The sequence below is a fragment of the Brucella ciceri genome (assembly GCF_041930145.1).
GTDB lineage: Bacteria > Pseudomonadota > Alphaproteobacteria > Rhizobiales > Rhizobiaceae > Brucella > Brucella intermedia.
Genome location: NZ_JBHEEV010000001.1, coordinates 408,804 through 422,355, shown reverse-complemented (window position 1 = coordinate 422,355; position 13,552 = coordinate 408,804). Strand labels below are relative to the sequence as shown.

The window sequence follows — 13,552 nt, the reverse complement described above, 5'->3', positions numbered from 1 at the left end:
GTGCCCATGATGACGGATTTTCGGCTTATCATGACGGCCATACGAATTATTGGCCCGGCCTCCCGCTTTGCCTGAACGGCTGTTTTGCCAGGCAATATACGGCGCGGAGGTCCGGGAGCGACCGGCTGTGCTCTACAGTCCCCTGTTTTCTTTGATCCACATGCCCGCCATCTTTGGCCAGGGCTTCACAGGCGAATACCCTCATGACTGAGACGACCAAAATCGATTATTCCAAAACCCTTTATCTTCCGCAGACCGAATTTCCCATGCGCGCCGGGCTTCCGCAGCGCGAGCCGCTTTTCGTCGAGCGATGGGAGAACATGAACCTCTATAAGAAGTTGCGTGAGCAGGCGAAGGACCGTCCGCTTTATGTGCTTCACGATGGCCCGCCTTACGCCAACGGTAATATCCATATCGGCCATGCGCTGAACAAGATCCTCAAGGATGTCATCACGCGCTCCTTCCAGATGCGCGGATACAATTCGAACTACGTTCCGGGCTGGGATTGCCACGGCCTGCCTATCGAATGGAAGATCGAGGAGAAATATCGCGCCGAAGGCAAGAACAAGGATGAAGTGCCGATCAACGAATTCCGCAGGGAATGTCGGGATTTTGCTGCCGGCTGGATCAAGGTTCAGACGGAAGAATTCAAACGCCTTGCAATTCTCGGCGACTTTGAAAATCCATACACGACGATGAATTTCCACGCTGAATCGCGGATCGCCGGGGAACTCCTGAAGTTCGCTGCATCCGGTCAGCTTTATCGCGGCTCCAAACCGGTGATGTGGTCGGTTGTGGAACGCACCGCGCTGGCGGAAGCCGAAGTCGAATATCACGACGTCGAGTCCGACATGATCTGGGTCAAGTTCCCTGTCGCTGGCCAGAACGATCTTGCCGGTAGCGCAGTAGTGATCTGGACGACCACGCCGTGGACCATTCCCGGCAACCGCGCTGTGTCCTACTCCTCGCGTATCGAATATGGACTTTATGAAGTCACGGAAGCCGAGAACGACTTTGGGCCGCGCCCGGGGGAGAAGCTCATCTTCGCTGACAAGCTCGCCGAAGAAAGCTTCGCGAAGGCAAAGCTTCAGTTCAAGCGCCTGCGCGGTATTGCGGCTGACGAATTGGGCAAAGTCGTACTCGATCACCCGCTCAAGGGGTTTGGCGGCGGTTATGAATTCGTTGTACCGATGCTCGACGGTGATCATGTGACCGACGATGCCGGTACGGGCTTTGTGCATACCGCGCCAAGCCACGGTCGCGAAGACTTTGAAGCCTGGATGAACAATGCCCGCGAACTGGAAGCGCGGGGCATCGATCCAAGCATCCCGTTCCCCGTTGACGATGCCGGCTTCTATACCAAGGACGCGCCCGGATTCGGCCCGGACCGCGAAGGTGGACCTGCGCGTGTTATCGATGACAACGGCAAGAAGGGCGATGCCAACAAGTCCGTCATGGATCAGTTGATCGCCCGCGACAAGCTCTTCGCGCGCGGTCGCCTGAAGCATTCCTATCCGCATTCGTGGCGTTCCAAAAAGCAGGTCATCTTCCGCAATACGCCGCAGTGGTTCGTCTATATGGACAAGAACCTTGGTGACGGCACAACCTTGCGCTCACGCGCGCTGAAAGCCATTGACGACACTCGTTTTGTGCCAGCGTCTGGTCAGACGCGTCTGCGCTCGATGATCGAAGGCCGGCCGGACTGGGTACTTTCGCGCCAGCGGGCGTGGGGCGTGCCGATCTGCGTTTTCGTGGATGAGGAAGGCAACATCCTTCAGGATGATGCCGTCAACAAGCGCATCCTTGAAGCGTTCGAGGCAGAAGGCGCCGATGCGTGGTTTGCCGAAGGTGCGCGCGAGCGGTTCCTCGGCAGCCGCGCCAATGAAGGCTGGACGCAGGTACGCGATATCCTGGACGTCTGGTTCGATTCTGGTTCGACGCATACTTTCACGCTGGAAGATCGTCCGGACATGAAATGGCCGGCTGACGTCTATCTGGAAGGCTCGGACCAGCATCGTGGCTGGTTCCATTCTTCGCTTCTGGAAAGCTGCGGCACGCGCGGCCGGGCGCCATATAACGCCGTCGTGACTCATGGTTTCACCATGGACGAGCACGGCAAGAAGATGTCGAAGTCGCTCGGCAATACGGTCACGCCGCAGGACGTCATCAAGGAATCCGGGGCGGATATTCTGCGTCTGTGGGTTATGACGACCGATTACTGGGAAGATCAGCGCCTCGGCAAGAGCATCATCCAGACCAATATCGACGCCTATCGCAAGCTGCGCAACACGATCCGCTGGATGTTGGGCACGCTTGCTCATGATGAAGGCGAAAACGTCGCTCATGCGGAACTGCCGGAACTCGAACGCCTGATGCTGCACCGTCTGACGGAACTGGATGAGATCGTCCGCTCCGGCTATGACGCATTCGATTTCAAGCGCATTGCCCGCACGCTGATCGATTTCATGAATGTCGAGCTTTCGGCGTTCTATTTTGATATCCGCAAGGACGCCCTTTATTGCGATGCGCCGTCGAGTGTTCGCCGCAAGGCGGCGCTGCAGACCGTGCGTGAAATCTTTGATCGCCTGACGACCTGGCTCGCTCCAATGCTGCCTTTCACCATGGAGGAAGCCTGGCTTGACCGATATCCGCTTTCGGTTTCGATTCATGCCGAGCAGTTCCGCCCGACGCCAGCCCAATGGCGGGATGATGTGCTGGCCGAAAAGTGGCGCAAGGTTCGTGCTGTTCGCCGCGTAGTAACCGGCGCACTGGAACTGGAACGCGCCGACAAGCGCATCGGTTCGTCGCTGGAAGCTTCTCCGGTCGTCTATGTTTCCGACAAGAGCCTGACCGATTCGCTCGAAGGTCTAGATTTTGCGGAAATCTGCATCACCAGCGGCATTTCGTTCAGTGACGCCGATGCGCCCGAAGGAGCATTCACGCTTGGCGATGTGAAAGGCGTGGCTGTCGTGCCCGCACGTGCAGAGGGCGAAAAGTGTGCCCGCTCATGGCGGTATACGACGGATGTTGGCTCAGATCCCGAGTTTCCGGAAGTGTCGGCGCGTGATGCTGTTGCACTTCGCGAACTCAAGTCTTTGGGCAAGCTCGAAGTTTGATCGAATTCTGACGATCTTGCTCTCGGCAGTTCATATGCCGGGAGCTTCGGGAGGGGAAATGGGGTTGCAATCTCCGCTTCGGACATGGTGAAATAGCGGTTAACATCGGATTGCCGCATGAGTTGCACTCATGTACAAGGCATTCCTCGGATAATTTCAAGATCTGCCTTGGAGTTGCCGGTTTCTTCATTCAAGGCTCGCCTGAGCAAATCTTGGTGAAGATAAAATCGGCAAGCGTAAAAGAAGTGGCGCTAATGAAGATTGAAGGACGAGTTCTGGTGCTTATGACAGCGATAGCGGGAGTTTCGCTATCCGGCTGCGTTTCTTCGCCAACCTACGGAACCGACAAAACGGCGGGAGCACAGCTCCTGGACGATGTGTCGAATTTAGCAAGTTTCGGACAGGGTAAGAACAAGAAAGAGCGGATTGACTACAAGCCGCGTCCCGATCTTGTCCGTCCGGCACCGGGCGAAAAAGGCCAGTTGCCTGCTCCGCAGCAGAGTGTTGCCAGCGCTAACGATCCAAATTGGCCGGAATCGCCCGAGCAGCGCCGCAAGCGCCTGCGCGACGAGATTACCGCGAACCGTGACGATCCGAATTTCGTGTCGCCGGTCGTTCAGGATGTGCCCGTCGCGTCCAATATTCAGGCAGCGTTGCCGCGCGGTAACAGCCGCCGCGAAGACTATGAATCCCGCACGCCAACGTTCGATCCGGCAAAGGTCGCAGCCTATAAGGCAATGCGTCAGCAGCAGGTTCAGGGATCTTCCTCGACGCGCCGTTATTTGAGCGAGCCGCCACTTACCTATCGTCAGCCTGCCTCCACCGCTGCAGTTGGCGAGTTGGGAACAGACGAGGCGCAGAAAGAGCGTGAACGCAAGAAGGCCTCTGGTAAGTCCAAGGGCTGGCGCGATTACCTGCCTTGGAACTAATGTCGCCTGAATTTATTATTCTTAACAATAGGTCGCAGTGAAGGAAATTTACTGCGACCTATTTTTTATTATACCATATACTTGATTGGGCGAGGTTGAGCGCATAAATCCCATAATTGAAGCAAAAGATTAAATATTTTTAATGTTTTGGAATCTGACGAATATTTGATTTCAATCAAAGATTTCTTTGGTGCAGTTCGTCATCATGCCAACTCGGGATGGAAGGTATGATCTGATGAACAATACAAACACTATATGGGATAGGCCCTCGGGATATGGCCTTATCAGTCGAGCCCTGCATTGGTTGATGGCTCTCCTGTTTATTTGGCAGTTTGCGTCTGCATTGCTGCGGGTCGCGGCTAAAGACACAGCAATCTATAGCATCTTCTGGTCGGCGCACTATCAGCTTGGCTTTGCCCTTCTCGTGCTGGTGTTATTGCGCGGGGCGTGGGGGCTGCTGAACCTGAGCCGCCGCCCGCACAAGTCAGGCCATGTGGGCAAATTGGCAGCGCTTGGGCATATCGTTATTTACGGGCTTATGTTTGTAGTCCCCGCACTGGCCTTGCTGCGTACATATGGCAGCGGGCGCGGGTTTTCCTTCCTCGGTATCCAGATTTTCGAACAAACGGGCGTGCAGAACGCCGCGTTGACTGCACCGGGGAGCGCATTGCACGGTTTGCTGGGTTGGGTTTTGCTCGCCGTAATCGTCGGGCATGTTGTGATGGCCTTTATCCATCATTTTGCACTGCGTGACGATACGTTGCGCTATATGACCGGAAGAAAGGCTCTGAACTGAAGCTATCGTCTGTCGCGGAAGAATTCCCGCAGGATTTTCTGCGAATCTCCTTCGGAGAAACCGGCATAAATCTCCGGCACATGATGGCAGGTGGGCTGCGTGTAAAAGCGCGGCCCATGTTCGACGCCGCCTCCTTTGGGATCAGTTGCGCCATAATAGAGGCGACGGATGCGGGCGAATGAAATGGCGGCTGCGCACATCGCACACGGCTCCAGCGTTACATAAAGGTCGCAACCAACCAGACGTTCCGATTGCAGGGTCTCTCCGGCCTCGCGGATGGCCAGCACTTCGGCGTGAGCGGTCACGTCATTGAGTTCGCGTGTCCGGTTGCCCGCCCGCGCGATGATCGTGCCTTGATGGACGATGACTGCACCGATGGGGACTTCTCCACGTGCGCCTGCAGCTCGCGCTTCTTCGAGCGCGATCTCCATGGGAGTGGTATCATTCTGGTTCAGGACCTCGACCCCCTTGCTCATGCCTGCTCCATTTCGTGCGTTCTTTGGGAAATTTCGCTCGCAAGCCATGGAGCGATTTGTTACTGCATAATTCTCGAAATCGAAACCGATTTGCGAACGGATTTATACGGCGTTCCTGTTTCCGGCTGTCTCTTACCTGTGCTTAAGGGTGTAAGATGACACGGCAGCGCTGCTGAAAGGCCAATACCAGATGACTACAGATGACGACAACAAGGACGGCAAGCGTCCCCATGGCCGTGGAGGGCGCTGTGATCGCCCGGGCCGGCCAGATCGTGACAAAGACCGCGACAGCCGTCCGCGCCGCGACGACGGTGCCCGTGACAAGCCGCGTAAATTCGGACCTCGCAATGCCGAAGCGCAGGAGGATGCGAGCGAGCGTATAGCCAAGCGTATGGCGCGCGCTGGCATAGCCTCCCGCCGCGAAGCGGAGACGATGATTGCAGCCGGCCGTATTGCTGTGAATGGCAAGGTGCTCGAAAGCCCGGCAGTCAATGTCAAGCGCACGGACATTATCACGGTTGACGGCAAACCTTTGAAGCAGACAGAGCGCACTCGCCTTTGGCTGTATCACAAGCCGGCTGGCCTTGTGACGACCAATCGTGACCCTGAAGGGCGTCCAACCGTGTTCGAGGCGCTGCCTGCCGAAATGCCGCGCGTACTTTCGGTTGGTCGTCTCGATATCAATACCGAAGGTCTCCTGCTGCTCACCAATGATGGTGGGTTGTCGCGTGTTCTCGAATTGCCATCCACGGGCTGGCTGCGCCGCTATCGCGTGCGCGCGCACGGCAAGGTGACGCAACAGCAGTTGGATGAGCTGAAGAACGGGATCGCGGTTGATGGCGTATTCTACGGCAGCGTAGAGGCCGAACTTGAGCGCGTGCAGGGCGCGAATGTCTGGATCTCCATCGGGTTGCGCGAAGGCAAGAACCGTGAAGTGAAGAACATTCTGGGTGCCCTTGGGCTGACGGTCGGACGACTTATCCGTGTTTCATTCGGTCCGTTCCAGCTTGGCGATCTTGAAGAAGGTGCTGTCCGCGAAATCAAGGGACGCACCCTGCGAGACCAGTTGGGTGACAAGCTGATTGAGGAATCGGGAGCAGATTTTGATGCGCCTGTCCTGAACGAATTTTCCAATGCCGCGGTTCAGGGACGCACTCGCCGCGAGATGGAGGAAGGTCAGCCGGAGCAGGACGGCGAGACCCGTCGGGCACCGCGGGAGCGTGAGTGGATTTCCAGCCGCCCCGAACGCCGTCGCGGACGCGAAGACAAGACGGAAAAGGTCGAGCCTCGCCGTCGCGGGAATGCCAATGTCTGGATGGCTCCGGGCGCTCGCCCCAAGGGAGAAAAGGCTGCCGCAAAGCCGCCCCGCGTCGAACATCAGGTTCCGCACCGTTCCGCAAAGTTCAGTGGCGATCTGCAGATGCGCCCACGCCGGGCTGGCGAAGAGGAGCAGGGTCGCGAAGAAGGCGGTGAGCGTCGTTACAACAAGCGCCCGGAAGGTCGTTTCGACAAGGATTCCCGTCCACAGCGGCCGCGCCCGGAAGGAAATCGTTCGGAAGAGGGGCGTCCAGAGCGTCGCGAGCCGCGTGAGGATGGACGCAAGGAACGCCGCCCCGGAAAACGCGAGCGTGCAGAATTGCGCGATGCAGAAGGCCGCGTAGGTGAACGCGGCAAGGGCGGTTTCGAAGGCCGCAAGTCTGGTAAGCCGGGCGCGCCGCGGGGGGAAGGACGTTTTAGCGCTTCCGACCGTGATACGCGCTCAGGCCCACGTAGTAGCGGGCCGGGAGGCAAGTCAGGCGGCGGGCCGGGCGGAAAACCGGGCGGCGGCAAGCCGGGTGGTGGCAGAACTGGAGGCGGCGGTGCGGATCGTCGGCGGTAAGCTGCGCGGGCGTGCACTTGTAACGCCTTCAACCAACGCCATTCGCCCCACCACCGACCGTACGCGCGAGAGCCTCTTCAACATTCTTGCGCATAATTTCCCCGACAAGGTGGAGGGCGCACGCGTCCTCGACCTGTTTGCAGGGACTGGCGCGCTTGGCCTGGAGGCTTTGTCGCGTGGTGCGCGCTATGCGACCTTTGTGGAAGAATCTGCTGAGGGCCGTGGTTTGCTGCGCCAGAATATCGAGGCCTTCGGTCTGCAGGGACATACCAAGATATTGCGGCGCGACGCCTGCCAGTTGGGTATCGTTGGCACGATGGAGCCCTTCAATCTCGTTTTTGCCGATCCGCCTTATGGACGGCGCATGGGAGAAAAGGCGTTTTTGTCAGCACTTCAAGGCGGTTGGCTTAATCCTGACGCACTTTTGGTGCTTGAAGAAGATGGCGAGGCGGCACTTGAGCTTGATGAACGATTCGTCATCCTGGAAGAGCGCAACTACGGGGGCACGATCATTCGGCTGATCCGGCTGAAAGTCGCCGCTTGAATTCGCGGACAAATATGGTCCGCATCAAATTGATATGCTGTCCGGAAGAACCGGGCAGTAATGAAACCGATTGGAGATGTCGCTTGGTGAAGAACCCCTCACTCCGGCGCTTGCTATTGTCCACCGCGTTGGGTTTCGTACTGGCTTTGCCTTTGGCAGGCGGTGCCGTGCGGGCAGAAAGCCAACCCGCTGCCGCCACTGCTGAAGCACAGCCCGCGCCGGCAGCACCGGCAGCCGCTGAGCAGACAGCACTTCCCGAAATTTCCCAGTCGGACGGGGTCAGCCATTTCACTTTGCCGAATGGCTTGGAAGTAATCGTCATTCCCGATCATCGCGCGCCCGTGGTTACACAGATGATCTGGTACCATGTCGGATCGGCGGACGAAGCGCCCGGTGTTTCAGGCATTGCGCATTTCCTCGAACATCTGATGTTCAAGGGAACGAAAAATCACCCCGCCGGTGAGTTTTCAGCAAAAGTTGCCTCCATTGGCGGGCAGGAAAACGCATTCACTTCTTACGATTATACGGCCTATTTCCAGCGCGTATCTCCTGAAGCTCTGGAAATGGTGATGCAGTTCGAGTCGGACCGGATGGAGAATCTGGTACTCAACGAAGAAGCCGTGAAAACGGAACGGGATGTTATTCTGGAAGAGCGTCGCATGCGGGTCGATTCCAATCCCGCTTCCATGCTGATGGAAAATACCGATGCTGTTCTTTTCTATAACCATCCTTATCGCAAGCCCGTCATCGGCTGGCAGCAGGAGATGGAAAAGCTGAGCCTGAAGAACGCTATCGACTTTTATCAGCAATATTACACACCGAACAACGCGACGCTCGTGATCGCCGGAGACGTTTCGCCGGAACGCGTGCGCGAACTGACCCTGAAAACCTGGGCAAACGTTCCGAAACGCGCTGAAGTCCTACCGCGCGAACGTCCACAGGAGCCCAAGAAACATGCCGCCCGAATAGTGACGCTGCATGATGAGCGCGTGAGCACGCCTTCATTTCGTGTATCCTGGCTGGTGCCGTCTTATGCGAATGAAAAGCGGTTTCCGAATGCAAAGCCGGGGGATGCGCCCGCGCTTGATCTCCTGAGCGAAATTCTCGGCGGTTCGTTGCGTTCACGCCTTTATCAGGAACTGATAGTGAGGCAGGGCATCGCCGCCAATACAGGTGCGAGCTATGGCGGTGACGCGCTCGATGACGGCACGTTCTCCGTTTATGGCGCACCACGCAATGGGGCCACGCTGGGTGACGTGGAAAAGGCCGTCGAAGCCGAAGTCGCACGGATCATCAAGGAAGGTGTGAGCCAGACCGAGCTTGATCAGGCTCGTAACCGTTTCCTCAAAGCGGTTATTTTTGCACGCGATAGCCAGACAGGCATGGCGCGAATTTATGGTTCGTCACTGTCCGTTGGACAAACGGTCGACGATATCCAGAAGTGGCCAGAAGTCATCAAGCGCGTTACCGTCGACCAGGTTAAAGATGTTGCGACACGTTACCTTGTCGAGGACCAATCGGTAACAAGCTACCTGCTTCCACCGAATGCAGAGCCGCAAAGTGCTCGGGAAAACCCGGATGCATCACCTGAAGGCGTCGGGGCCAATGGTTCGGGAGGAGCGATCCAGTGAAGAACATTCTTATGCTGAAATTCCAACGTGTTCTCGCATTTCGCTATGCCCGCTCTATGGTTGGCATGTTCGTGGCATCAATGACAGTCTTGATCGTGTGCGCATTGCCCGCGCGCGCGATTGAAATTCAGGAGGTCGTCTCGCCAAAGGGCATTAGAGCCTGGCTGGTAGAGGATGACTCGGTTCCGCTCATTTCAATGCGGTTTTCGTTCAAGGGCGGCACGTCGCAGGACCCTTCCGGCAAGGAAGGTTTAGCCAATCTGATGACGGGGCTTTTCGATGAAGGCGCAGGCGATCTGAAATCGGATGCCTTTCAGGAACGGATGGATAATCTTGGCGCGGAAATGAGCTTTTCCGCAACGCAGGATTCGGTTTCTGGCGGCATTCGGATGCTTGCCGAAAATCGCGATGCGGTAACCAGCCTACTCGCTCTCGCCGTCAACAAGCCTCGTTTCGATCAGGACGCCGTTGATCGCATTCGTCAGCAGGTCGTTGCCAGTATCGAAGCTTCGCAACGCGATCCTTCAACGATAGCATCGCGCAAGTTTTCCGAAGTTCTCTACGGCAATCATCCTTATGCGCGGCCCAATGACGGCACGGTGAAGTCGTTGCAGTTGATCACGGGTGACGATCTGGTGAACTTTCATCGCAGGAATTTTGCGCGTGACCACCTGACGATAGGCGTCGTGGGAGCCATCAATGCGCAGGATCTGGGTGCGTTGCTGGACAAGGTGTTCGGCGAACTGCCAGCGATGGCTGAACTGGTTCCCGTTCCTGATGCCAAACTGGCGCTCGGTACAACGACCAGCCTCAATTTCGATATGCCACAGACCTCGATCAGCTTTGTATATCCTGCGATTCCGCGCAAGGATCCGGAGTTTTTCGCGGCCTACCTCATGAATCACATTCTGGGTGGTGGCTTCACTTCGCGTCTCTATGCCGAGGTGCGTGAAAAGCGTGGTCTTGCCTATTCTGTCTCCTCGTCCATGGTTCTGCGCGACCATGTTTCGGCATTGATGATTTCGACGGCAACCCGTCCCGACAAGGCGCAGGAATCTCTGAAAATCATTCGCGAGCAAGTTGCCGCGATGGCCGCCGATGGACCGACCGAAGAAGAACTTGCTGCTGCGAAGAGCTTCCTCAAGGGGTCCTATGCCGTTAATAATCTGGACTCGTCCGCGGCAATTGCTGAAACTCTGGTAAGCTTGCAGGAAGCAGGGCTCCCGCGTGATTATATCGACCGGCGCTCAGAGTTGATTGAGGCAGTGACGCTGGATCAGGTCAAAGCCATCGCCAGGAAACTTCTTGAAGCAGAACCAGCTATTCTGATCTTCGGTCCGGCCCAAAGCTAACAGGTGGCAGATTGGAAAAGGCAGTGCCGTCATCGCCCCGAATTGCCGTCGCTTTCGGCGGCGGCGGGGCGCGGGGTATTGCTCATCTCCATATCGTCGAAGTGCTCGATGAACTGGGCATCAAGCCGGTCGCCATTGCGGGTTCTTCGATAGGCTCGATCGTCGGGGCAGGAATGGCGAGTGGCATGACCGGCCACGAGATACACAAATATATGGCGGCGATTTTCAATCGCCGTTCGGAAGTCGCAAAGCGCATGTGGCAAACCCGTCCGGCCCGTTGGGTCGAATTGCTCAAGGGCGGCCTGCGTGTCAGCCAGTTCAATATCGAAAAGGTGCTGGACGTTTTTCTGCCTGAGAGCCTGCCCGCCAATGTGGAAGAGCTGAAAATTCCCATGAGCATCACGGCGGCGGATTTTCACGCCGCTCAGGAGATTCATATCCGCGATGGCGATCTGCATTCAGCGATAGCGGCATCTTGTGCAATACCGCCGGTTTTCGCACCCGTGCGCCGGGAAGGTCGAATTCTGGTCGATGGCGGCTTGTTCAATCCCGTGCCTTTTGATTTGTTATTCGACAAGGCCGATATCGTTATCGGTATCGACGTTGTCGGCACGCCTGTTGGCCCGGACGATTATATGCCCACTACGTTCGAAGCAGTGATCGGCGCCAACCAATTGACTATGTGCTCCATCATCGAGAACAAGTTTCGCATCCGTCCGCCGCACATTTTTATCCGTCCCAATGTCGAACGGATCGGGCTTCTGGATTTCCTGAAGTTCGAACAGATCCTGTCGCAAAGTGCCAGTGTTCGCGACGAACTGAAGCGCGCCATAGAACTGACGATCGAGGGGAAAGCGGCGCCGATAGGCTCAACTCTGGCGAATTGAGTCTATCGCCGCCGTAGCGCAGAGCTATTCTGCCGGGACGGCCTGTGCTGACGAGGCCGTTGCATCTTCCACCGCCTTGTCGATACGCTGGCCTTCGCGAGTGGGTTTGACCAGCGGCTCAGGCGTTACAGGCTTATTGAACAACAAATGTCGACCAGCCATGATGCCTTCCGAAGCCTGTACGTGGAGCCGGTCCTCGTCCCGCTGACGCACGTCTTCGCGAATTCCATAGGCTTGCGCTTCGGCCATGCCGAGCCCTTCGAGCGTGCGCTGACCGAAAAGCAGACCGGACTCGAACGTTTCGCGCAGTTCGTATTCCACGCCCTGGGCCCTTAATTGCAATGTATGTTCGCGATCATATGAACGAACGAACAGCCTTACGTCTGGATATTCCGACTGGATGAGATTGACGATGTGGTTGGTCGTTTCCCGTTTGTGGGTACAGACGGCGACGATCTTCGCCTTTCGGATTCCTGATGCTTCCAGCACGTCTTTGCGGGTGCCATCGCCGAAATAGATACGGAAACCGAATTTTCCGGCTGCGCGGACGCGATTGGGAGAACTGTCGATCACCGTTACGTCGATACCGCCAGCAAGCAGGATTTGAGCGGCGATCTGGCCATAACGCGAGAAACCGATCATCAGCACGTCGGAACCGGCGCCGTCAAAATTCTCCTCGATGACATCGACCGTCTTGTCCTTGATGAGCAGTTTCGAGCCGAGTGCGACAGAAAGCGGGGTGAGTGCCATGGAAACGGTAACCGCGGCCACAAGCTCTGAACCGAGAGCGCTGGAGATTATGCCTCCCGCAGTGGCCGCAGAGAAAAGTACGAACGCAAACTCGCCGCCTTGCGGAAGAAGAAAAGCGATCCGCACGGCATCATTATGGCTGGACCGGAAGGCGCGGCATAGAAGGTAAATGATCCCAATCTTGGCTGCCATGAAGACGGGAACAGCAAGAAGGATTATTTTCCAGTATTGAAGGATTACCGAAAGGTTCAGGGACAGGCCGACTGCGACAAAGAACAAGCCAAGGAAAATTCCGCGAAATGGTTCGATGTCGGCTTCAAGTTCGTGCCGGTAGGATGATTCCGCCAGCAAGACCCCTGCAATGAATGCGCCCATGGCCATCGAAAGGCCAGCAGCCTGAAGCAGACTGGCCGACCCAAGCACCACAAAGAGCGCGGCGGCGATCATGACTTCACGAGCGCCGGTATTGGCGATGATGCGGAACATGGGATTGATGAGATAGCGTCCCGCAATCACCAGCGCTGCAATGGCTGCGATGGCAGTGGCGAGATGAAAACCAGCACTGGCCTGGGAAGGCTCGTTCGGGGATAACGCTGGAATGATTGCAAGAATTGGTACGATCGCCAGGTCCTGAAACAGCAGAATCGCAAAGGCGCGCTGCCCGTGTTTCTGGTTGGTTTCAGCCCGGTCCTCCAGCACCTGCATGGCAAATGCCGTGGAAGAGAGCGCGAGGCCGAAACCGATGATGATTCCTGCTTCTGTGCTGAGACCGGCAAAGTAGATGCCAAGGGCAGTAAGTGCGGCTCCGCAAAGCAGTACCTGCGCGCTTCCAAGGCCGAAAATCGAATGGCGGAGAGCCCAAAGCCTTGACGGCTTCAGCTCGAGACCGATGATAAAGAGCAGGAACACGACGCCGAGTTCGGAGAAATGCAGAAATTCCTCTCCATCGGCGACAAGGCTTGCCACGGGGCCTATCGTAATGCCTGCCGCAAGATAGCCGAGGACCGTGCCAAGCCCTAATCGCTTGAACAGCGGTGCCGCGATAATCGCGCCGCCCAGAATCATCAGGCACTGTAGGTAGAGGTTTCCGCCAGTCGCAACCATGCCAAGCTCTTGGAATTTGGAGAAATGTGGGAGGACTTGCCTTGAAGCCCTTGGATTTCGTCAATATAGAAACAAGATATGGCTGTAA

10 protein-coding genes are annotated in these 13,552 nt (G+C 56.8%); 8 read left to right on the top strand and 2 right to left on the bottom strand.

Annotated elements, in window-relative coordinates; all coding sequences use genetic code 11:
* The first annotated feature begins 203 nt into the window (after positions 1-203).
* The 3 genes from ileS (at position 204) to JNC63_RS01880 (ending at position 4,841) form a co-directional block, all read left to right on the top strand.
* Positions 204-3,116 carry an isoleucine--tRNA ligase gene (gene ileS, locus JNC63_RS01890; protein WP_006472511.1) on the top strand — a complete coding sequence of 971 codons (2,913 nt, stop codon included), beginning with the start codon at positions 204-206 and terminating at the stop codon, positions 3,114-3,116.
* Between the two features lie 254 nt (positions 3,117-3,370).
* Positions 3,371-4,045 (top strand): hypothetical protein, encoded by a 675-nt coding sequence (locus JNC63_RS01885; RefSeq protein ID WP_006472512.1) that lies wholly within the window; start codon positions 3,371-3,373, stop codon positions 4,043-4,045.
* 235 nt (positions 4,046-4,280) lie between these two features.
* Complete coding sequence (locus JNC63_RS01880; RefSeq protein ID WP_006472513.1) at positions 4,281-4,841, top strand: cytochrome b; 561 nt, start codon at positions 4,281-4,283, stop codon at positions 4,839-4,841.
* Positions 4,842-4,843: 2 nt separating this feature from the next.
* Here the strand turns inward: JNC63_RS01880 and JNC63_RS01875 are convergent, their stop codons facing one another.
* Positions 4,844-5,317, bottom strand: a complete 474-nt coding sequence (locus JNC63_RS01875) for a nucleoside deaminase (RefSeq protein ID WP_006472514.1) — start codon at positions 5,315-5,317, stop codon at positions 4,844-4,846.
* A 190-nt stretch (positions 5,318-5,507) separates the two neighbouring features.
* Between JNC63_RS01875 and JNC63_RS01870 the strand changes: the two genes are divergently transcribed.
* From JNC63_RS01870 to JNC63_RS01850, 5 genes are all read left to right on the top strand, one after another.
* Positions 5,508-7,196 (top strand): pseudouridine synthase, encoded by a 1,689-nt coding sequence (locus JNC63_RS01870; protein WP_006468503.1) that lies wholly within the window; start codon positions 5,508-5,510, stop codon positions 7,194-7,196.
* Complete coding sequence (rsmD, locus tag JNC63_RS01865) at positions 7,177-7,740, top strand: 16S rRNA (guanine(966)-N(2))-methyltransferase RsmD (protein WP_006472515.1); 564 nt, start codon at positions 7,177-7,179, stop codon at positions 7,738-7,740. Before JNC63_RS01870 ends, rsmD begins: the two co-directional genes overlap by 20 nt.
* Positions 7,741-7,826: 86 nt before the next feature.
* Complete coding sequence (locus JNC63_RS01860; RefSeq protein ID WP_025092078.1) at positions 7,827-9,371, top strand: M16 family metallopeptidase; 1,545 nt, start codon at positions 7,827-7,829, stop codon at positions 9,369-9,371.
* Between the two features lie 11 nt (positions 9,372-9,382).
* A complete protein-coding gene (locus tag JNC63_RS01855; RefSeq protein ID WP_170873243.1) occupies positions 9,383-10,723 on the top strand; it encodes a M16 family metallopeptidase in 1,341 nt (446 codons plus the stop codon).
* Between the two features lie 11 nt (positions 10,724-10,734).
* The gene (locus JNC63_RS01850; protein WP_025092076.1) at positions 10,735-11,610 is read left to right on the top strand and encodes a patatin-like phospholipase family protein; all 876 of its coding nucleotides are present in this window, start codon (positions 10,735-10,737) and stop codon (positions 11,608-11,610) included.
* A gap of 24 nt (positions 11,611-11,634) precedes the next feature.
* Here the strand turns inward: JNC63_RS01850 and JNC63_RS01845 are convergent, their stop codons facing one another.
* Complete coding sequence (locus tag JNC63_RS01845) at positions 11,635-13,464, bottom strand: monovalent cation:proton antiporter-2 (CPA2) family protein (protein WP_025092075.1); 1,830 nt, start codon at positions 13,462-13,464, stop codon at positions 11,635-11,637.
* Positions 13,465-13,552: the final 88 nt, after the last annotated feature.

Excerpts from the sequence above, each read along its gene's own strand:
- ileS (WP_006472511.1), top strand. The coding sequence starts at position 204 with ATGACTGAGACGACCAAAATCGATTATTCCAAAACCCTTTATCTTCCG.
- JNC63_RS01885 (WP_006472512.1), top strand. The coding sequence starts at position 3,371 with ATGAAGATTGAAGGACGAGTTCTGGTGCTTATGACAGCGATAGCGGGA.
- JNC63_RS01880 (WP_006472513.1), top strand. The coding sequence starts at position 4,281 with ATGAACAATACAAACACTATATGGGATAGGCCCTCGGGATATGGCCTT.
- JNC63_RS01875 (WP_006472514.1), bottom strand. The coding sequence starts at position 5,317 with ATGAGCAAGGGGGTCGAGGTCCTGAACCAGAATGATACCACTCCCATG.
- JNC63_RS01870 (WP_006468503.1), top strand. The coding sequence starts at position 5,508 with ATGACTACAGATGACGACAACAAGGACGGCAAGCGTCCCCATGGCCGT.
- JNC63_RS01855 (WP_170873243.1), top strand. The coding sequence starts at position 9,383 with ATGCTGAAATTCCAACGTGTTCTCGCATTTCGCTATGCCCGCTCTATG.
- JNC63_RS01845 (WP_025092075.1), bottom strand. The coding sequence starts at position 13,464 with ATGGTTGCGACTGGCGGAAACCTCTACCTACAGTGCCTGATGATTCTG.